The organism is Bradyrhizobium paxllaeri, assembly GCF_001693515.2.
GTDB lineage: Bacteria > Pseudomonadota > Alphaproteobacteria > Rhizobiales > Xanthobacteraceae > Bradyrhizobium > Bradyrhizobium paxllaeri.
The window spans coordinates 4,452,915-4,471,982 of the sequence record NZ_CP042968.1; the positions used below are offsets into that span (position 1 = coordinate 4,452,915).

Consider the following 19,068-nt stretch of genomic DNA (forward strand, 5'->3'; position numbering starts at 1 on the left):
TAGGGGCAAACCTGCCTCACGCGATACTCGGCTTCGGCACATGCAGGAATCAGCACGCATGACCGCTGGACTTAACTTTGGACAAGTTCGGCAGGAGAAAATTGTTCCCCGCGATGGCCGGGCACCGCGTTCCCGCGCACTTCGTTTCCGGCAGGATGGATCGCAATTTGATCGCTAGCAGCCGCGACAGATCCCGGTGAACGAGCTCACCTCCGGCCGCCCCCGCGGCCGGCGCGGCGGCTTGCGCGGTTTGGCCTGACGCGCGCTGATGATCCGCTGCGAGGCGCCCGGATAGGGCGGCGTCACGAGGCGTGTGCGCTGTCTCGGAGATTCGATCGCGCCGGAGGAGATGGACGGAGGCGGCGGATTGGGCCTGAGCGGCGGCGTGCTCGCGGCATTGCCGATGCCGCTGGGATCGGAGAGCGACCGGGGGTTGGCCGGGCCGAACGGCACGCCCGATATCGACGAATTGCCGGCGCCCGCCGAGCCGGCCGGCGGCGTCAGTTGCGCGAATGCCTTGGCGGGGATGATCAGGCCGAGCGCCACGAAGAGAACAAGCGCCGGATTGCGGGACATCGAGGTCTCTCCAGGAGGCAGCTCATCCAACGAACATCTAGGGCGCGCGTTCCCTCGCTTCCAGATCTGCCTGTTTTTCCTGCTTCCGGAGTAGGCGTCGGCGGGAGAATCAGGCCTAATTGAGGCGCGATCACGTTTTGAGATTCCGGCGGCATGAACCAGCCCGAAGCGCTCGATTCCGATATCCGCGCCCTGCAGCAATGGCTGCGCGCCGCCTGGCAGCAGCTCGGCGATCCCGCCCTCACCACCTTCGCCCGGCGCGAGCTGCGCAACCAGATGAAGCAATGCAACGCCGACTTGCGGGCCTGCCTGCAAAGGGCAGCCGAGCAGCAGGCTGAGCCGCTCCGGCCGCCGTTGCCGGCCCATTCCACGGCGGAACTGCGAATCCTGTCGTGGTAGCCGAGCCATAACCGGCCAGCCCGCCCTGTTGATAACCCGCTAGCTCCCCAGCCGGCATCGAAACAGGCCGCCTTGGTGTGCTATCGGCATACCGGCCTGATCAACGACGGAAGAAAACACATGCGGATCACCCTGGTCGGTTCCCGCCATTTTGGCGTGACGACATTCAACACCCTGCGCCAACACGGGGTCGATATCGCCCGCGTCGTCGTTCACGATGGCGAGGACCGGCTTGCCGCTGCGGCGCGGGCAACCGGGATCGAGGTCGTGGTGCAGGCCGATCCGAAACACGTCGTCGCGTCTGAAATCGCGCCGAATACCGACCTGATCGTCACCGCGCACAGCCATGCCCGCGTGGACAGAGACGCCTTGGCGACATCCAAACTCGGCGGCATTGGCTATCACCCGTCGCTGCTGCCCCGGCATCGCGGCATCGCCGCGGTCGAATGGACCATCAAGGAAGGCGATCCGATCGCCGGCGGCACCGTCTACCACCTCGCTGACCGGATGGATGCCGGCGCCATCGCCGCGCAGGAGTGGGTTTTCGTCAAGAAAGGCGAAACGGCCCGGGAGCTGTGGGAGCGTGCACTGGCGCCGCTTGGCCAGAAACTGCTGGCCGATGTCATCTACCACGCCAAAGCCCACGGCAGCCTGCCGGCGACCCCCCAGGACGAGGAGTTCGCGACCAAGGCGCCAAGCCTGTCTGACGCCAAGCACTGAACTCTACTATAATACCTATACACTGCGAGAATCAGGCCCGAATCGCGCCAAAATGGTGGATTTTTCCGTTCCCGGGCGGAACCGGATTCACCTTGATGTGTTTGAGCCCTCAGGAACTTTCCTCAGTGTTGCGTCGCACCCAAGTTTGAACACATTGTGACAAGATAAGGCGCTCCATCACACACATGTCAGGGGATTTGACCCATGCGCGCCAACCGCATCCGTAACCTGTTGTTTGTTTCGCTTCTGGCTTCCGCCGCAACCTTTGCCAGCGCTCCCGCTTTCGCCCAGAACCCCTATGACGGGCTTTGGCAGGTCACCGTTGTCACAAAAACGGGCAGTTGCGACGCGCAGACTACGTCGACCGTGAATGTCACCGGCGGCAAGATTTCGGGCGGCCCAGTTTCCGGCAGCGTCGGCTCCGGGGGACTTGTGCGAGTCTCGATCAATGGTGCATATGCGAACGGTCAACTCAGTGGCAACTCCGGATCGGGGAAATGGAATGGGGCTTCAGCTGGTGTCGCGTGTAGCGGTCGATGGGAAGCATCCCGTCAGTAAGGCAAGCCAGACTTTTGAATTTTTCGCCAAAGCGCGGCGGCTGACATTCGCAGCCGTCGCTTTTTTTATGACGACTTTTGCAGCACCTGCGAGCTACGCCCAGTCCAGCGCCTTCGCCGGCATGGCCGGCAACTGGTCCGGCGGCGGCACCGTGACGCTCGACGATGGTTCGAGCGAGCGGATTCGCTGCCGCGCAACCTACAAGGTGGGCGGATCCAACATGGAGATGGTCCTCACCTGCGCCAGCGACGCCTACAGGTTCAACCTGCAGGCCGCCGTGGTCGCGGCGGGCGGCGAAGTCAGCGGCACCTGGACTGAGTCCAGCCGCAATATCGGCGGCAGCATCCAGGGCCGTGGCGCGGGAGGCAGCTTCCAGGTCGTCGCCCAGGCGGCCGGCTTCGCCGCCAGCATTTCGCTGAAGACCACCGGCAACAAGCAGCAGATCGCCCTGAGGGCCGACAGCCAGTTCCGCGCCGCCAATATCTCGCTGTCGAAGTAACTTGCCCGATCGTCATACCCGCGAAAGCGGGTATCCAGTACGCTGCGGCTTCTCGGATCAAATACCGGCCTCTCTGGAATACTGGATCGCCCGCATTCGCATTCGCGGGCGATGACAGTTATCGGGCGGCCTAAGCCGTCTTCGGCTGCTCGAGTTTCGCCGCCGTCTGCTTCATCGTCTTGGCGATCAGCAAGGCCTGCTCCTTGGTAAATGCAAAATCCTGCACGCCGCGCTGCGTGGTCAGTGACAGCACCATGATGTCGGGCTGGTGCTCGGGCCAGCCGGTCGCAAAAGCGGTGACGAAGTCTGCGGTAGTCGATCGATTGGTCATTGGCTCACGATATCCTCTGGTCGGACAGCGCCGTGTCCTGGCGCTTGAGATGTTCGGTTAGGCCTTGGTTAGACCTTGGGCACGAAGGCAGTCACTTCGATTTCGACTTTCGCTCGCTGGTCGACCAGCCCGTCGATGTAGAGGAGCGTCGACGGCGGGAAATTGCGCCCGAGCGTTTCCTTCCATGCGGCACCGATGCCGGGCCCTGCGGCCTCGTATTCGCTGCGGCTGGTCAAATACCAGGTCAGGCGGACGATGTGTTCGGGGCTGGCGCCGGCCTCCCCCAGCAGCTTGACGATGCGCTTCAGCGCGGTGCCGACCTGGGCGGCCATGTCAGGGGCATAGTCGCCCTTCTCGTCGCCGCCGGTCTGGCCGGCCAGCACGATCCACTTACCCGAAGCGTCGACCTCGACGCCGTGCGAGAAGCCGCGGGGTTTCGACCATTCGGCCGGTTGCAGGATACGCATGTTTCCTCCTCAATTCCTGTGGTCATTCCGGGATGGTGCGCGAGCACCAGACCTCAGGTGTGCAATAGCACACCGGGGAATCTCGAGATTCCGGATCGTCGCTACGCGACGTCCGGAATGACCGGCAAAGTTCGCCGCTCTTAGCACTGAACCGCCGGCCTCTCCCACAGCGAAATTGTCATGCCGCGCATCGCTGTATCAGCGCATTTGCGCATTGCAAATTGTGGCACGCTCGCCGATACCGGCCTGCCCCAACCCCTCGCCGCACGCATGGACCGCACACAATCCAAAACCCTGGCCGCGCTGTGGATGGCCGGCTGGCTCACCCTGATGCTGATCATCGCGATCGCCGGACGTGAGGCGGCGCGCGAGATCAACCTGTTCCAGCTGATGGAGATGCGCTCGATCCTGGGCTTTCTGATGCTGTATCCGCTGATCCGCGCCGCCGGCGGATTTGGCATGATGAAGACGAAGCGGTTGCCGCTGTATATCGCGCGCAACCTCATCCACTACGGCGCGCAGCTCGGCTGGTTCCTTGCGCTGACGCTGATCCCGATCGGCCAGGTGGTGGCCATCGAGTTCACCATGCCGATCTGGACCGCAATTTTGGCAGCAAGCTTTCTCGGCGAACGCATGACGACCTGGAAGATCACGGCGATTGTGCTCGGCATCGTCGGCGTCGTCGTGATCGTCCGCCCCGCGACCAGCGAGGTCAACCCGGGACAGCTGGTCGCGCTGGCGGCCGCGGTCGGGTTCGGCATCGCGGTCGCGATGGTCAAGTCGCTGACGCGGACCGAACAGCCGCTCGCGATCATGTTCTGGATGCTGGTGATACAGTCGGCGGTGGGATTATTCCCTGCCCTCTATGTCTGGCAGTGGCCGCCCGCCCATCTCTGGGGATGGGTCATCATCATCGCATTTTGCGGCACGTTCTCGCATTACTGCATGGCGCGTGCGATGCTGCATGCGGATGCAACCGTCGTGATCCCGATGGATTTCTTGCGGGTTCCCTTGAGCGCCGCCGCAGGCTGGCTGATCTATTCGGAACGGCTCGACATGTTCACCGTGCTCGGCGCCGCGCTGATCCTCACCGGAAATCTTTTGAACCTGAAGCCGAATCCTTCGACTAAGGCATCGGCCTGAAGCTGAATTTTATTTCCCTGGCTGTGATCTAGATCACGCTAAGACGCGTGTCGCGACGGTAACGGATGGTCCCGGATTTGGTTGTGCGCCTGCTTTTTTGTGGTGCGAAGCAGGCGATTCTTTGTAATGTCCCGCCAGCGTTGCAACCAAAGCCTTTTTGTCGATTTCTGCAGGGGGATTCCTATGCGTTACCCTACCCTCATTTTGTCCGTCATCTGCTTGGCCTTTACGGCTGGCGCCGCCAGCGCCGAGAAGCGTGTCGCTTTTGTCGTCGGCAACGGCACCTACAAGAACGTCGCGCCGCTTCCGAATCCTTCCGTTGACGCGAAGGCGATGGCGAGCGCGCTGCGCAATGTCGGGTTCGAGGTGGTCGAAGGTTCCAACCTCACTCGCGACAAGATGACCGAGCGGTTGCTCGACTTCGGCAAGAAGGCGCAGGGCGCCGACGTTGCGTTGTTCTTCTACGCCGGCCACGGCATCGCCATCTCTGGAACCAACTATCTGTTGCCGATCGACGCCGACATCAAATCCGAAATGGACGTCAAGCTCGGCGCTGCGATCAACATCGACCTCACCCTCGAGCAGACCATGGGCGACGCCAAGGTCAAGCTGGTGTTCCTCGATGCCTGCCGCGACAATCCGTTCGCAGCCAAGATCAAGTCGAACTCGGCCACCCGCAGCGTCAACGTGCAGACCGGTCTCGCTGAAATGAAGTCCGGCGAAGGCACGCTGATCGCGTTCGCGACCGGCCCCGGCCAAACCGCACTCGACGGCCAGGAAGGCGGCAACAGCCCGTTCACGCGCGCCTTGCTTGCCAACCTCACCCAGCCCGGGATGGAGATCCAGCAGGCGATGACCAAGGTCCGTGCCCAGGTCAACGAGGAGACCAACAAGGGTCAACTGCCCTGGGGTCACACCAACCTGATCGGCGCGGTCTACCTGAACGGCGCACCCGCGCCAGGCGCCGTGGCTGCAGCATCGCCGGCGGCGACCGGTTCTTCAAAGGCGTCGGACGTGGAACTCGAGTTCTGGCGTTCGATCAAGGATTCCAACAAGCCGGAAGAACTCAATGCCTATCTGACCAATTATCCCAACGGTCAGTTCCGCTCGCTGGCCTTGTCGCGGATTGCGTCGCTGGAGAGCGGTGCGAAGGATGCGACGCGCAATCTGAGCGCGGGGATCGATCCGGCGACCTTCAAGGACGAAGCCAACCAGACCACCGAGGACCAGATCGGCCTCGACAAGGGCCAGCGCCGCGACGTGCAGCGCCGCCTGACCGGGCTCGGCTTCGATGTCAAAGCCACCGGCCAGTTCGACGCCCCGACCCGCGCCGTGATCACGCGCTGGCAGGCCGCCCGCGGCTATCCGAAGAGCGGCTACCTCAACAAGCTGCAGCACAAGGCGCTGCTGACGGAAATCGTGGCGGCAGCGCCGACCGCGAGCACCGGCGAGGAGCGCCCGAAGCCGCGCCGCGCCCCGAGCAGCGGTACCGCCCAAGCCCAGCCTCAGCCGCAGCAGGCCCCGCCGCCGCGCCAATACAGCGCCCCTGCCCCCGGCCCCGATCCGGCCGGTGCCGGCCGCTTCATCGGCGGCGTCGTCGGCGGCATGCTGCGCTAACGGCAAACACATCTGCAATCTGCAAAAAGGCCCGGGATGATCCCGGGCCTTTTATTTTGCGCTTCGCAAAGTGAGTTCGGCGGCGTGCTACTTGCCCGCAGCCTTTCGCAGCGCCTCGTTGATGCGATCCTGCCAGCCCGGACCGCCCTCCTGAAACCACTCCAGCACGTCCTGGTCGATGCGCAGCGTGACCTGCTCGCGCACGCCGGGAATGGCGGCTTGCTTGGGGGGCGCCTCCGCCACCTTGGTCGTGGTCCGCTTGAACGCAGCCTCGGCTTCGGTGCGTGCATCGTTCAGGGTTCTCGGCCGCCTCGGCTGGTCCGCCATCGCTATATTCCTTCAAACAGTGCGGTCGATAGATACCGTTCGGAGAATGACGGCACGACCGCGAGAATGGTCTTGCCGGCGCTCTCCGGACGCTTGCCGATCGCAAGCGCCGCCGCGATCGCAGCACCCGAGGAGATGCCGCCGGAAATGCCTTCCATGCGCGCCAGCGCCCGCGACATCTCGATCGCCGCCGGGCCGTTGACCCTGACGATCTCGTCGATGACAGAACGATCCAGAATGTCCGGAATGAAACCCGCGCCAATACCCTGGATCTTGTGCGGCGTATGCTGCCCGCCGCCGAGTACCGGGCTTTCCTCCGGTTCGACCGCGACGATCCGCAAGCTCGGCTTGCGTGGTTTAAGCACCTGCCCGACGCCGGTGATGGTGCCGCCGGTGCCGACGCCCGCGACGAAGTAATCGATGTTGCCGCCGGTGTCGTTCCAGATCTCTTCCGCCGTGGTGCGCCGGTGAATGTCGGGATTGGCAAGGTTCTTGAACTGTTGCGGCATTACCGCGTTGGGCGTCGTCCGCACCAGTTCCTCCGCGGTTGCGATCGAGCCCTTCATGCCCTGCGCCGCCGGCGTCAGGATGATCTCGGCGCCGAGGAAGGCCAGCATCTTGCGCCGCTCGATCGACATCGATTCCGGCATCACCAGTTTCAGCCGGTAGCCGCGCGAGGCCGCGACGAAGGCGAGCGCGATGCCGGTATTGCCTGAGGTCGGTTCGATCAGCACGGTGTCGGCATTGATCACGCCGGCTTTTTCCATCGCGATCACCATCGCCGCGCCAATGCGGTCTTTCACGCTCGCGGCGGGATTGAAATATTCCAGCTTGGCCAGGATGGTTGCGCTAACACCATGCGCTTCCGGCAATTTGCGCAGGCGCACAATCGGTGTGTCGCCGATCGCATCGACGATGGAGTCGTAGACTTTTCCGCGCCCCGGACGTTGCACTGCACTCGCGGCTGACGACGCATCCATCTCAACACTCCCAAAGTGATCATGTGCGGGGAACTGGCGGCTCTCCTACTTAGGAGGCGCTCTCGTCGATGCGCAAGCCAGAAACGCCGAAGTTGCGAATTCGCTGCATCGCAAAATGCAATTGTCGCAAAATATCGCGAAATCAACGCATTTGTGTTGCGACATCGTCAAAGATTTCTGCTTATACTTTGGTCGTGAGCTGAGCCAGAGGTTCAGATCGCCAGGGAGGGTCACGATGCGAGCAATCGCTGAAATCCTGTCGACCGTTGCCTATAGGCCGGATCCGCGCGGATCTGATCTGCCCACGTGTCCGGTGTGTGCCGACACCATGGTAGCCGCAGAAGCTTCCGCCTACCTCACCGACAACGTAATCAGCTATCTCTGGACCTGTGACACCTGCGGTTACGGCTTCGTGACCAAGCATTCGGCGAAGAGGTTCGCCTGTAATTGACTCAAACTATCTTTGAGCAATGTCACCGCGCGCCCAACCGGCGCGCGTTTGTTTTTGGAACGTCTCGAACGTTCCGCTCGCGATCGCCTCGCGCACGCTCCGCATCAGATGCTGGTAGTAGGCCACGTTGATTTCCGACAACAGCATCGCGCCGAGCGTCTCTCCCGACCTGACCAGATGATGCAGATAGGCGCGCGAGATGTTGCGCGCCGAGGGCCAATCGCTTTCTTCGTCGAGCGGCCGTGGATCATCCGCATGGCGGGCGTTGCGCAGATTGATCTGGCCGAAGCGCGTGAACGCCATGCCGTGTCGCCCGTTCCGCGTCGGCATCACGCAATCGAACATGTCGATGCCGCGCGCCACCGCTTCCAGCAAATCCTCGGGCGTGCCGACACCCATCAGATAGCGCGGACGATCGGCCGGCAGCGCCGGCGCGGTCTCTTCGATCATCGCCAGCATCACCGCCTGCGGCTCGCCAACCGCAAGTCCGCCGATCGCGTAGCCGTGGAAACCGATCTCGACCAGTTCGCGCGCGCTGACGTGGCGCATCTCGGGAATGTCGCCGCCCTGCACGATGCCGAACAGCATGTAGCCGTCGGGCGCGCTCTCGAAGGCGCGCTTGCTGCGCTCGGCCCAGCGCAACGACAGCCGCATTGCGCGCTCGATGTCGTCGCGCCCGGCCGGCAGCCGCACGCATTCATCCATCTGCATCGCGATGTCGGCGCCGAGCAGCCGCTGCACCTCGATCGAACGCTCCGGCGACAGCTCGACCTTGGCGCCGTCGATATGCGAGCGGAAGGTCACCGCCTTCTCGGTCACCTTGCGCAGGTCCGACAGCGACATCACCTGGAAGCCGCCGGAGTCCGTCAGCATCGGCCCGTTCCAGCCGGTGAAGGTCTGCAAGCCGCCCAACGCAGCGATCCGCTCGGCGCCCGGCCGCAGCATCAGATGATAGGTATTGCCAAGCACGATATCGGCGCCGGCGTCGCGCACCTCGCGCCAGTGCATGCCCTTCATCGCGCCCGCGGTGCCGACCGGCATGAAGGCGGGTGTGCGGACCATGCCATGCGGCGTGGTGAGGCGGCCCGTGCGGGCATTGCCGTTGGTGGCGATCAATTCGAAATGATTGGGAAGACTCATGGCGACTGCTTATTGCGTGCCGAGAACGGGCAATCAACCGCCTAGTGCGCTCCCCAGCGGCCCGCGTCCCGCGCCGGACACAATTGAGTTACCCGAGCGCTTCGACCTTTTGCTTGTTAAATAAAACGATACCGTATAGTTTTATGAACGGGGGAATGGGACGCTGCGGGCGATGAGGCCCGGCGGCAGCCAGTAGCGTATACGGTAACTGACGGCGAATGCCCTTCCTCGCTTTCCTGACTGGATCAATCCTCTCCGACAGCCGGATCAGGAGGACAGGCTCACGCCTGCTCGGGTCGGCCGTCCTGCTGTGCAGCCTCGCGCTGGCGGCCTGCACGTCGCTGCCGCGGACGCCCTATAGCGCGGCGGAGGCCTCCAGCTCTCGCGTGCTCGATATCGACGGGCTGCGGCGCTACGCCGACGAGCCGGTCACCAAATTCCGTTTCGAGAAAGACGCTCCCTCCTCGACCAGGACCTATCTCGCGCTCTCCGGCGGCGGCGCCGATGGCGCCTATGGCGTGGGCGTGTTGAACGGCTGGACCGCGGCCGGAAACCGCCCGACCTTCTCGGTCGTCTCGGGCGTCAGCACCGGCGGCCTGATCGCACCGTTTGCGTTTCTCGGGTCGCAGTACGACGACACGCTGCGGGAGGTCTACACCAGCGGCATCGCGGAGAGCCTGCTCGACGATCCCAGCATCATCCGCGTGCTGTTCGGATCCGGCCTGTTCGGCAACAAGCGGTTGCGCGAGCTGGTGGCCCGCTATGTCGGGCCGGAGATCCTGGAAGCCGTTGCACGCGAAAATGCCAGGGGCCGAAAACTGCTTGTGGTGACGACCGACCTCGACACCCAGCGCACGGTGGTCTGGGACATGGGGAAAATCGCCGCGGTCGGCTCGCCCGAGGCGCTGCAGCTGTTTCGCGACGTGATGGCGGCTTCCGCCAGCATTCCGCTGGTCTTCCCGCCGATCCTGATCGAAGCCGAGGGCCAGGGCCGACGCTTTCAGGAGATGCATGTCGATGGCGGCGTGACCGCCCCGGTCCTGACGCTGCCGGATGCCCTGCTCTTCCAGGGACGTCTGCCCGGAAACAGCCGGATGAACATCTACATCCTCGTCAACAAGAAGCTCGAACGAACCTTTGAGCTCGTGTCCAACAGCACGCTCGATGTCGCCTCGCGCAGCCTGTCGTCGATCACCCAGTCCCAGACCCGCTCGGTGATCTTCTCGACCTACGATTTCGCCAAGCGCAACCGATGGGGCTTCCATTTGTCCTATATCGAGCGCGACTATCCCGCGTCGCCCAAAGAGGGCTTCGACACCGCCTATATGCGCGCCCTCTATCAGCACGGCTATGAGAAGGCTGCGTCGGGCCAAGCCTGGACCTCGACGTTGCCGTGAACCACCCGGAACGACAACCTGCCCAAACCGTTGACGACATGGCCAATTCGGCCAGATTCGCGATGACGTCCCTCACACTGCGCGTTATAGAGCAATGATTGTTATCACGACCGCGCAGGAATCATTGGGCATGGGATTGACTGCGACCAAGGCCAGACCGGCGAAACGGGACGTCCCGAAGTCGCGCGGCGGCCGGCCGACAAAAAGCGCCGCCATCGAGCGCGATCAGCGGCTGATCGAAGTTGCCACCCGTCTTTTCCTGGACCGGGGCTATGACGCGACCTCGCTCGATGCGGTGGCCGAAGCAGCCCGGGTCAGCAAGCCCACAGTCTATGCGCGCTACGGCGACAAGCGCGGGCTGTTTGCGGAAGTGCTGAGGCGCGAGATCGACCGCTGGCTTGCCCCGCTTGCCGAAGCGGCGGAAGTGCAGCTGACGCGGGCCTCGGACATCTCGGTCGAGCAGCGCCTGATCGAGGTCGGCCGCGAGATGCTGATGTTCACCTGCGGGCCCGATGCCGTCGCGTTCAGCCGCATGATGACGTCACAGGCCATCAACTTTCCCGACATCGCCAAGCTCGGCAAGGAAGAAGGCTGGCTGAAAGCCGTTTCAACGACCGCGCGTTTCTTCGATCATCTGGTCGCCCAGGGCGCCATGGACGTCGAGGATACCGGCATCGCGGCCGAGGTCTTTCTCGACGTGGTCGTCGGCCACACCCACCGGATGGCGACGTTCGGAACGCCGCTCGAGATGAAGTCCGCCGAAAAGCGGATGCGGCTGGCGATCAGGCTGTTCCTGGCCGGTGCACTCGGCCCGCCGAGCCGCGTCCAGTCCAATCCCAAGGGAACCACCCGGCGACGTCCCTCCCGCTGACAATTCCGTGAGAACGGAGTTTTACATGCGGTACGGGCTGGATGCGCGCTTGACCAAACAAAACGATACGGTATGGTTTTGTTACAAGTGAAGCATGCGGGTTCCCGCTTACCAGTCCCGGCGGGGCTCGCGCGCTTCGATCGCCGCAAACGGCGGTCCCGCCCGTTTGCGACGTTCCGCGGCCGACCCATATGCCTCCAGGGGGTCGGCCGCGTTTCTTCGAGACGATCCGACGGCGTCCGCCGGCAAAGACAGGCTCAAGCACGGAGACTTGCAAACATGCGCGTGCCCCGATGTTGGAGACCATTGCTTGCCGTCGCCCTGTTGGCGATCATCCTCCCTGCCCCGATCCATGCCATGGCGTCGTCGACCGACGAGCCGACCTCGCTCCGCAATGAGGCCGACGATAGCGCCGCGTCCGACCAGCGGGCGATCAACCGCGAGCTCGAGCTTTTCCGCGGATCGGCAGTCTCGCTGAGCCAGGCGATGGCCATAGCCGAAGCCTTGCATGCCGGCGCGACCACCGCCGATGTCAGCTTCGACGGTGCGCCGGATGCACCGGTGTACCGGGTAAAGACCCTTCACAACGATCGCATCTGGCACCACGCTATCGACGCCGCAACGGGCAAGCCCGTCGGCGGCGAAGCCGCCCTGCCCCTGAAGGAGTTCGATGCGAACGACCGCAGCAACCTCGCTGCACTCAAGACGGTCCGGCACGGCCTGGCGGATGCCGTTCGGGTGGCGGAGCGTGCGGCGGCGGGCAAAGCCATCAGCGGCGGCTTGGTCCGCGAGCGCGGCCGGCTGAATTTCGCGATCGTCGTCATGAGCGGCAACGACCTGAAGGCGGTGGTCCTCGAGCCTCCCGGCGCCGCCAGACGGCGGTGACAGGGCTCTCAGGCTAAAAGCCGTTGACGGCAGCCCAAAGCTGCCGCATAAGTCCGCGCCATGACGATCTCGACCAAAGCGACCGCGAAAACCAAAGCACCCTCCGGGGGCTGGGGAGCCGTGCGCGCGTAGTCGAACGACCGCATCATCCAAACCGAGCCCCGCCTGAAAAGGACCGGGGCTTTTTTATTGCCCGCAACATGCGCGAACCAGGAGGATAGACCCGTGAGCCACGAACCCGTTGTAGCCATTGCCGGCGTGACCGGCGCTGTCGGCGCAGAATTCATCGCCACCATGGACCGGCGCGGCTTTCCCGTCCGCAAGCTGAAGGCGCTGGCCAGCGCCCGCTCGGCCGGCAAGACCATCGATTTCCGCGGCGAGAGGATCGTGATCGAGGAGCTCACCGAGAAGTCCTTTGAGGGCGTCGACATCGCGCTGTTCTCGGCCGGCGGCGGTATTTCGCGGAAGTTCGCACCCGCCGCGGTGAAGGCCGGTGCCGTCGTGGTCGACAATTCCTCCGCCTTCCGGATGGATCCGAACGTGCCGCTGGTGATCCCCGAGATCAACGCCGGCCGCATCAGGGATCACAAGGGCATCATCGCCAATCCGAATTGCTCGGCGATCACGGCACTGGTGCCGCTATGGCCGATCCACCGGCAGAACCGCATCAAGCGCATGATCGTTTCGACCTACCAGGCGGCGAGCGGCGCCGGCGCCGCCGCCATGGAAGAACTGGTGGAATCGACCCGCGCCTATCTCGACGGCCGGCCGTTCACGCCCAAGGTGATCCCTCTGCCCTACGCCTTCAACGTCTTCAGCCACAACACGGCGATCGATCCCGAGACCGGCTACAACGACGAAGAGACCAAGGTGATCAAGGAGACGCGAAAGATCTTCGAGGACGACAAGATCGCCATCGGCGTCACCTGCGTCCGCGTGCCGGTGCTGCGCGCGCATTGCGAGGCCATCACCTTCGAATGCGAGAACCCGATCACGGAAGCCGACGTGCGCGCAATCCTGTCGAAGGCGCCGGGCGTTCGCATCGTCGACGATCGGGCGAAGAACTATTTCCCGATGCCGATCGATGCGTCAGGTCAGGATGACGTTCTCGTCGGCCGCATCCGCAAGGATCTCAGCGACGCCTCAGGCCACTCGATCTCGATGTTCGTCTCGGCCGATCAGTTGCTGAAGGGCGCGGCGCTGAACGCGATCCAGATCGCGGAGCTGCTGCCGCAACGCGTCATGGCGTGAAGGTGGCAGACTTGTAGGGTGGGCAAAGCGAAGCGTGTCCACCATTCAGGTTGACGGTGCGGATCGATGGTGGGCACGGCGCTTTGCGCCTTTTGCCCACCCTACGGCCCTCACGCGCCCGTCACGCGCCAGATGACGTTGCCGACATCGTCGGCCACCAGCAGCGAACCGTCGGGACCGAGCGTCACGCCGACCGGTCGGCCGTAGGAGACCTTCTCGTCGGGCGCGAGGAAGCCCGTCAGGATATCGCGCGCCGGGCCCGAGGGGCGGCCGTTCTCGAACGGCACGAAAACGACGGCATAGCCGCTCAGCGTGCTGCGATTCCAGGAGCCGTGCTGGCCGATCACCATGCCGTCCGGAAAGCCGGGCAGCGTGCCAGCCGGCATCCAGCACAGGCCGAGCGAGGCGGTGTGGCCGCCGAGCGCATAGTCCGGTTGAATCGCTTTCGCGACCATGGCCGGATCCTGCGGCACGCGCTCGTCCACCGTCTGGCCCCAATAGCAATAAGGCCAGCCGTAGAAGCCGCCGTCGCGGAGCGAAGTCAGATAGTCCGGCGGCGTCTCGTCGCCGAGGCCGTCGCGCTCGTTGACGACCGTCCAAAGCACGCTTGTGCCGGGCTCCCACGCAAGGCCCACGGCGTTGCGCAGGCCGCTCGCGAAGATGCGGTTCGTGCCTTTGGCCAGATCGAGTTCATAGACCGCCGCGCGGCCCTCCTCCACCTCCATGCCGCTCTCAGCGATGTTGCTGAGCGAGCCGACGCCGGCATAGAGCTTCTTGCCGTCCGCGCTCGGCAACAGGCTCCGCGTCCAGTGCCCGCCGGGCTTGAACGCCACGAGCTTCTTGCCCTCGGCGGTGATGCGGTCGGCGCCAGCCACATAGGGGAAGGCCACCACGCCGTCGGTGTTGCCGACGTAAAAAGTGTCGCCGACGAGCGCCATGCCGAACGGTTGGCTCAGCCCTTCCATAAAGATCCCGCGCCCCTCTGCAACGCCGTCACCGTCGCGGTCGCGCAACAGCGTGATGCGGTCGGCGCTGACGCCGAGCGCCGCGGCGCGCCGCATCGTCGCCTGCATCGCATAGTGGAACACGCTCCTGGGCGGCCCTGCGATCTGTGTCGCCTCGGCGATGAGGACGTCGCCATTCGGCAGCACGTTGATCCAGCGCGGGTGATCGAGATCGGTCGCAAACGCGTTGACCTTGAGCCCGGGCGCGGCGGTCGGCTTCTGGCCCTTGCTCCAGCCCTGCGCCGTCGGCATCTTCAGCGTCGGTATCGGGCCTTGCGGCTTTGCCTCTGGGATCGCTGGGGTATTGCCCCAGGCCGGCGCTGGCGCGGATCCCTGCAGACGGCGCCATTGCAGCGCGACGGCGCCGACCAGCGCGACGAACCGCGCAAAAATACCCGACATGTCCATGAAGTTCTCCAGATGATCGCGCGCACCCTATCCGACGCCAGGAAGCGTTGGAACCTCGTCGTCAGCGCGCAAACTCGCCGGCACCTATGCGTTTTCGCGTGTAAGCAGCGGATGCCGCCGGACGGCCGCGGCGTCGATATGTAGACACGGTAGTACTACGACCTTGGCGACATCCGCCGAATCGCAGAAACACAATCTTGGCGCTTCTTTGTCAAAGCGCTTCCTCCCTGAACCTTGCGCCCGCCCGGTCGGCGGGCCTCTTTTTCAAGTGAAGGGAGCCCGGCTCAGTCCGATGCGCGAAACAGCAGGCAGGCGTCGCCATAGGAATAGAACCGGTAGCCAGCGGCGATCGCATGCGCGTAAGCCTGCTTCATGGTGTCGAGACCGGAGAACGCCGACACCAGCATGAACAGTGTCGAGCGCGGCAAATGGAAATTGGTCATGAGGATATCGACCGCGCGAAAGCGATAGCCCGGCGTGATGAAGATCGAGGTCTCGCCGTCGAACGGCTGAACGGTGCCGTCTTCGCCCGTGGCGCTCTCGAGCAGCCGCAGCGACGTGGTGCCGACGGCGATGATGCGTCCGCCCTTGGCGCGCGCGGTGTTCAATGACGCAGCGGTCTCGGCCGAGATCGAACCCCACTCGGCGTGCATCCTGTGCTCGGAGGTCTCCTCGACCTTGACCGGCAGGAAGGTCCCTGCCCCGACATGCAGGGTCAGCCGGTGCAGTTCGACGCCGCGGCCGCGTAGTGCCGCTTCAAGCTCGGGCGTGAAATGCAGTCCCGCCGTGGGCGCCGCAACCGCGCCCTCGTTCGCCGCGAACATGGTCTGGTAGTCGGCGGCATCGCGATCGTCGGGCGTTCGCTTGGAGGCGATGTAGGGCGGCAGCGGCGGCGTGCCGAGATCGGCAATGGCCTGATCGAGCGTAGGGCCATGGAACGAAAACGACAGCGTGATCTCGCCCTCGTCGCCCTTGGCCTCGACCTCGGCGTCGAGATGGCCGAGCAGGCAGACCTTGCCCTCATTGCCGAAGCGAACGATATCGCCGGGCGCGAGCTTCTTCGCCGGCTTGACCAGCGCGCGCCAGCGCGAGCCGTCGAGCCGCTTGATCAGGGTCGCCTCGATCTTCGGCTCGGTCTCGCGGCCGATGCGGCGGCCCTTGAGCTGGGCCGAGATCACCTTGGTGTCGTTGACGACGAGCTGATCGCCCGGCTGCAGCCACTGCGGCAGTTCGTCGACGGTGCGGTCGTGCAGGACGCCGTCGGACTGCACGACCAGCATGCGCGCGGCATCACGCGGGCTTGCGGGCCGCAGCGCGATGCTGGTTGGGGGAAGTTCGAAATCGAAGAGATCGGTGCGCATGGCGCGGCGGCGCCTCACTTGGGCGTCATTCCGGGGCGCATCGAAGATGCGAACCCGGAATCTCGAGATTCTCAGATGTGCAATTGCACATCTCAGTTCACGCTTCGCGTGCCCCGGAATGACGGCGTCAAATCAAGCGTCCAGCGCCATCCGCGCCTTGACGATCTTGTCCGGGTTCTGCACCGGCTCGCCGCGCTTGATCTTGTCGACGTTCTCCATGCCCGACGTGACCTTGCCCCAGACCGTGTACTGGCCGTTGAGGAACGAGGCATCGTCGAAGCAGATGAAGAACTGGCTGTCGCCGGAATCCGGGTTCTGGGCGCGGGCCATCGAGACGGTGCCGCGCACATGCGGCTCCTTGTTGAACTCGGCCTTCAGCTTGTTGCCGGAACCGCCGGTGCCGGTGCCATGCGGGCAGCCGGTCTGCGCCATGAAGCCCTCGATCACGCGATGGAACACGATGCCGTCGTAGAATCCGTCGCGGACCAGCTTCTGGATCTGGGCGACATGGCCAGGCGCAAGATCGGGACGCATCTCGATGGTGACGGGACCCTGGGTCGTTTCAAGGATCAAAGTATTTTCTGTATCAGCCATGCTCTTTTCTCTTCTGGTTTGGGTGGACGTTTGCGGGTTCTGAAGGTGACCGCGAAAGGCCGGCCGGCAACCGCACCGCCCAGTCCCTCGGTAAATGACAACGGCGTACAGCGTTGCAAGGTTTCCATGACGGCAATCCGGTACGCAATCCGGTCATTCTCGCTGGGATTTCCGGATTCATAGGTAATCCTGGGTTGACCGAGAATGGCGCCTGCGCGGTTGAAACTGACGACGACGGTAATGTCCATCGGCTCGGCGCGCGAATAGGACGGCGGCTGCCAGCACGAATACAGCTTGGCGAAGACGTCCTTTAGGGTATCGAGCTGCTGCGGCTGGGCCGGGGCATTCGCCGCCGACGCCAGCCACACCAGACCGGCGGCAAACCACAGCGCTGGCTTGCGGCGCGGCCGTCTCATGGCCTCACTTGATGTCGGATGCGACTTGCACCTTCACCATCTTGTCGGGATCGGCGACGGGTTCGCCGCGCTTGATCTTGTCGACCACATCCATGCCGGCCACGACTTCGCCGATCACGGTGTACTTGCCGTTCAGCGACGAGCCGTCGGCGAACATGATGAAGAACTGCGAATTGGCGGAGTTGGGATCGCTGGTGCGCGCCATGCCGACGATGCCGCGCTTGTACGGCACGTTGGAGAATTCAGCCGGCAGGTTCGGATATTTCGAGCCGCCGGTGCCGTTGAAATTCTTGCCATCGCCGGTCTGCGCCATGAACCCCTCGATCACGCGATGGAACGGCACGTTGTTGTAGTAGCCCTCACGCGCGAGCAGCTTGATGCGCTCGGCATGCTGGGGCGCGAGATCGGACCTGAGCTTGATCACGATGCGGCCCTTGGTGGTGTCGATCACGATCGCATTCGCCTTGTCGAGATTGGCGGGCAGCGGCTGCGCGATCGCGGGGGCCACCAGGAACAGCGCGGCGAGAACGGCGAGAATTCGGATCATGAAAGCTCCGGTGATGTGAACAGGAAAGCGTGTAAGGCTCGCGTTAGCCGGCGAATTTGGCCTTCAGGCTGGCTGCGACCGATGGCGGCACGAACGCCGATACGTCGCCACCCATCGCCGCGATTTGGCGCACCAGTGTGGCGGTGATCGGGCGGACCGCGACCGAGGCCGGCAGGAACACCGTATGCACCTCGGGCGCCATGGTCTCGTTCATCCCTGCGATCTGCATTTCGTAATCGAGGTCGGTGCCGTCGCGCAGCCCCCTGATCATGATGGTGGCCCCGGCCTTCTGGGCCGCGGTGACCGTCAGATTGTCATAGGTCGTGCAGTCGAACTCGCAGCCGGCCTTGGCCGCTACGGGTGCGAACACCGCCCGGACCATCTCCAGGCGCTCCTCGGTCGAAAACAGCGGCTTTTTACCGGGATGGACACCGATGGCGACGATCAGACGGTCGCAAAGGCCGACGGCGTTCTGGACCACGTCCAGATGGCCGTTGGTGACGGGATCGAAAGAGCCGGGGTAAAGCGCGATACGGGGCATGGGACCCTCCTACCTCGCCCCGGGCGGCCCGGCAAGCCGGACCCGGTTCCCGGCGGAGCAGGCTTTTTATTTCAAATCGGCCAATGAACCAGTCCCGGGCGCCGGACGTCTCCTCAGGCGAGCCGGAATTGTTTCGTCCGCCATTGGCCGATGAAACAAAACTCGGCCGGGACGAAACCATTTTCGGACTTGGTGAAGACGGCCGGAAACTTGCGCTGGCTACAAGTCCATCCAACGAAACGACGACGGGCCGCGAAGGCCCACGACAGGGGACCGTCATGATCAAGGCTTTTTCTGCAGTCGCTGCTGCCGCCTTCGTCGCTGCCGCGCTGACCGTCCTGCCCGGCTTTGCCCCGCAGGTCGAAGCCAGCGTGCCGCAGGCGCTGGCCAAGGGCGACCGCCTGCCGGTCCGCACCGTCGGCAAGGATTGCTCGCAGCAGGCCTGGCCGAATTTCGAGGCCTCCTGCCTCCGCACCGCTGGCTCCAATGCAGGTGTTCGTGAAGCCCGTCTGGTGACCGCCGACCGCACCCCGTAACGGCAAGATTTGGTTCCGCCCCCCACCTCCAAGGAACCCCAGTGATGGC

Annotated in this window: 24 protein-coding genes; 12 read left to right on the forward strand and 12 right to left on the reverse strand. The window is 64.1% G+C overall.

Going from position 1 to position 19,068, the window contains the following annotated elements; genetic code table 11:
- Positions 1–174: 174 nt before the first annotated feature.
- A complete protein-coding gene (locus LMTR21_RS21250; protein ID WP_065753850.1) occupies positions 175–576 on the reverse strand; it encodes a hypothetical protein in 402 nt (133 codons plus the stop codon).
- 153 nt (positions 577–729) lie between these two features.
- Between LMTR21_RS21250 and LMTR21_RS21255 the strand changes: the two genes are divergently transcribed.
- The 4 genes from LMTR21_RS21255 (at position 730) to LMTR21_RS21270 (ending at position 2,752) form a co-directional block, all read left to right on the forward strand.
- Positions 730–975 carry a hypothetical protein gene (locus LMTR21_RS21255; RefSeq protein ID WP_065753849.1) on the forward strand — a complete coding sequence of 82 codons (246 nt, stop codon included), beginning with the start codon at positions 730–732 and terminating at the stop codon, positions 973–975.
- Between the two features lie 120 nt (positions 976–1,095).
- A complete protein-coding gene (locus LMTR21_RS21260) occupies positions 1,096–1,695 on the forward strand; it encodes a formyltransferase family protein (protein WP_065753876.1) in 600 nt (199 codons plus the stop codon).
- Positions 1,696–1,899: 204 nt separating this feature from the next.
- Positions 1,900–2,253 carry a hypothetical protein gene (locus tag LMTR21_RS21265; RefSeq protein ID WP_084030679.1) on the forward strand — a complete coding sequence of 118 codons (354 nt, stop codon included), beginning with the start codon at positions 1,900–1,902 and terminating at the stop codon, positions 2,251–2,253.
- Positions 2,198–2,752, forward strand: a complete 555-nt coding sequence (locus tag LMTR21_RS21270) for a hypothetical protein (RefSeq protein WP_065753848.1) — start codon at positions 2,198–2,200, stop codon at positions 2,750–2,752. Before LMTR21_RS21265 ends, LMTR21_RS21270 begins: the two co-directional genes overlap by 56 nt.
- A gap of 130 nt (positions 2,753–2,882) precedes the next feature.
- Here LMTR21_RS21270 and LMTR21_RS21275 read toward each other — a convergent pair whose 3' ends face one another.
- Complete coding sequence (locus LMTR21_RS21275) at positions 2,883–3,083, reverse strand: hypothetical protein (protein WP_057863096.1); 201 nt, start codon at positions 3,081–3,083, stop codon at positions 2,883–2,885.
- 68 nt (positions 3,084–3,151) lie between these two features.
- Complete coding sequence (locus LMTR21_RS21280) at positions 3,152–3,550, reverse strand: RidA family protein (RefSeq protein ID WP_065753847.1); 399 nt, start codon at positions 3,548–3,550, stop codon at positions 3,152–3,154.
- Between the two features lie 270 nt (positions 3,551–3,820).
- Between LMTR21_RS21280 and LMTR21_RS21285 the strand changes: the two genes are divergently transcribed.
- Both LMTR21_RS21285 and LMTR21_RS21290 read left to right on the forward strand, forming a co-directional pair.
- Complete coding sequence (locus LMTR21_RS21285; RefSeq protein WP_065753875.1) at positions 3,821–4,693, forward strand: DMT family transporter; 873 nt, start codon at positions 3,821–3,823, stop codon at positions 4,691–4,693.
- Positions 4,694–4,876: 183 nt separating this feature from the next.
- On the forward strand, positions 4,877–6,310 hold the full coding sequence (locus LMTR21_RS21290; protein WP_065753846.1) for a caspase family protein: 1,434 nt from the start codon (positions 4,877–4,879) through the stop codon (positions 6,308–6,310).
- A gap of 87 nt (positions 6,311–6,397) precedes the next feature.
- Here LMTR21_RS21290 and LMTR21_RS21295 read toward each other — a convergent pair whose 3' ends face one another.
- Complete coding sequence (locus LMTR21_RS21295; RefSeq protein ID WP_057840788.1) at positions 6,398–6,637, reverse strand: BrnA antitoxin family protein; 240 nt, start codon at positions 6,635–6,637, stop codon at positions 6,398–6,400.
- Positions 6,638–6,639: 2 nt separating this feature from the next.
- Positions 6,640–7,617 carry a cysteine synthase A gene (cysK, locus tag LMTR21_RS21300; RefSeq protein WP_065753845.1) on the reverse strand — a complete coding sequence of 326 codons (978 nt, stop codon included), beginning with the start codon at positions 7,615–7,617 and terminating at the stop codon, positions 6,640–6,642.
- 235 nt (positions 7,618–7,852) lie between these two features.
- Here cysK and LMTR21_RS21305 point away from each other — a divergent pair, with 235 nt between their 5' ends.
- The gene (locus LMTR21_RS21305) at positions 7,853–8,068 is read left to right on the forward strand and encodes a hypothetical protein (protein WP_057840786.1); all 216 of its coding nucleotides are present in this window, start codon (positions 7,853–7,855) and stop codon (positions 8,066–8,068) included.
- Positions 8,069–8,074: 6 nt separating this feature from the next.
- Here the strand turns inward: LMTR21_RS21305 and tgt are convergent, their stop codons facing one another.
- Positions 8,075–9,208, reverse strand: coding sequence for a tRNA guanosine(34) transglycosylase Tgt (tgt, locus tag LMTR21_RS21310; RefSeq protein WP_065753844.1), 1,134 nt, complete (start codon positions 9,206–9,208; stop codon positions 8,075–8,077).
- Between the two features lie 218 nt (positions 9,209–9,426).
- Between tgt and LMTR21_RS21315 the strand changes: the two genes are divergently transcribed.
- The 4 genes from LMTR21_RS21315 to LMTR21_RS21330 all read left to right on the forward strand — a co-directional run bounded on the left by LMTR21_RS21315 (position 9,427) and on the right by LMTR21_RS21330 (position 13,612).
- Positions 9,427–10,605 carry a patatin-like phospholipase family protein gene (locus LMTR21_RS21315; RefSeq protein ID WP_065753843.1) on the forward strand — a complete coding sequence of 393 codons (1,179 nt, stop codon included), beginning with the start codon at positions 9,427–9,429 and terminating at the stop codon, positions 10,603–10,605.
- A 130-nt stretch (positions 10,606–10,735) separates the two neighbouring features.
- Positions 10,736–11,476 (forward strand): TetR/AcrR family transcriptional regulator, encoded by a 741-nt coding sequence (locus tag LMTR21_RS21320; protein ID WP_065753874.1) that lies wholly within the window; start codon positions 10,736–10,738, stop codon positions 11,474–11,476.
- Between the two features lie 357 nt (positions 11,477–11,833).
- Positions 11,834–12,361, forward strand: a complete 528-nt coding sequence (locus tag LMTR21_RS21325; protein WP_084030683.1) for a PepSY domain-containing protein — start codon at positions 11,834–11,836, stop codon at positions 12,359–12,361.
- 225 nt (positions 12,362–12,586) lie between these two features.
- The gene (locus LMTR21_RS21330) at positions 12,587–13,612 is read left to right on the forward strand and encodes an aspartate-semialdehyde dehydrogenase (RefSeq protein WP_065753841.1); all 1,026 of its coding nucleotides are present in this window, start codon (positions 12,587–12,589) and stop codon (positions 13,610–13,612) included.
- Positions 13,613–13,722: 110 nt separating this feature from the next.
- Here the strand turns inward: LMTR21_RS21330 and LMTR21_RS21335 are convergent, their stop codons facing one another.
- From LMTR21_RS21335 to coaD, 6 genes are all read right to left on the reverse strand, one after another.
- A complete protein-coding gene (locus LMTR21_RS21335) occupies positions 13,723–15,024 on the reverse strand; it encodes a PQQ-dependent sugar dehydrogenase (RefSeq protein ID WP_065753840.1) in 1,302 nt (433 codons plus the stop codon).
- A 284-nt stretch (positions 15,025–15,308) separates the two neighbouring features.
- Positions 15,309–16,385, reverse strand: coding sequence for a tRNA preQ1(34) S-adenosylmethionine ribosyltransferase-isomerase QueA (gene queA / locus LMTR21_RS21340; protein ID WP_065753839.1), 1,077 nt, complete (start codon positions 16,383–16,385; stop codon positions 15,309–15,311).
- A 132-nt stretch (positions 16,386–16,517) separates the two neighbouring features.
- Positions 16,518–16,979: a peptidylprolyl isomerase gene (locus tag LMTR21_RS21345; RefSeq protein WP_065753838.1), complete on the reverse strand. Its 462-nt coding sequence runs from the start codon at positions 16,977–16,979 to the stop codon at positions 16,518–16,520.
- Complete coding sequence (locus LMTR21_RS21350) at positions 16,955–17,395, reverse strand: hypothetical protein (RefSeq protein WP_148635992.1); 441 nt, start codon at positions 17,393–17,395, stop codon at positions 16,955–16,957. The genes LMTR21_RS21345 and LMTR21_RS21350 overlap by 25 nt, the downstream gene beginning before the upstream one ends.
- 4 nt (positions 17,396–17,399) lie before the next feature.
- Positions 17,400–17,942: a peptidylprolyl isomerase gene (locus LMTR21_RS21355; protein ID WP_065753837.1), complete on the reverse strand. Its 543-nt coding sequence runs from the start codon at positions 17,940–17,942 to the stop codon at positions 17,400–17,402.
- A gap of 43 nt (positions 17,943–17,985) precedes the next feature.
- Positions 17,986–18,483 carry a pantetheine-phosphate adenylyltransferase gene (gene coaD, locus LMTR21_RS21360; protein ID WP_065753836.1) on the reverse strand — a complete coding sequence of 166 codons (498 nt, stop codon included), beginning with the start codon at positions 18,481–18,483 and terminating at the stop codon, positions 17,986–17,988.
- Between the two features lie 278 nt (positions 18,484–18,761).
- Here coaD and LMTR21_RS21365 point away from each other — a divergent pair, with 278 nt between their 5' ends.
- Positions 18,762–19,019 (forward strand): hypothetical protein, encoded by a 258-nt coding sequence (locus LMTR21_RS21365; RefSeq protein WP_065753872.1) that lies wholly within the window; start codon positions 18,762–18,764, stop codon positions 19,017–19,019.
- Positions 19,020–19,068 lie beyond the last annotated feature (49 nt).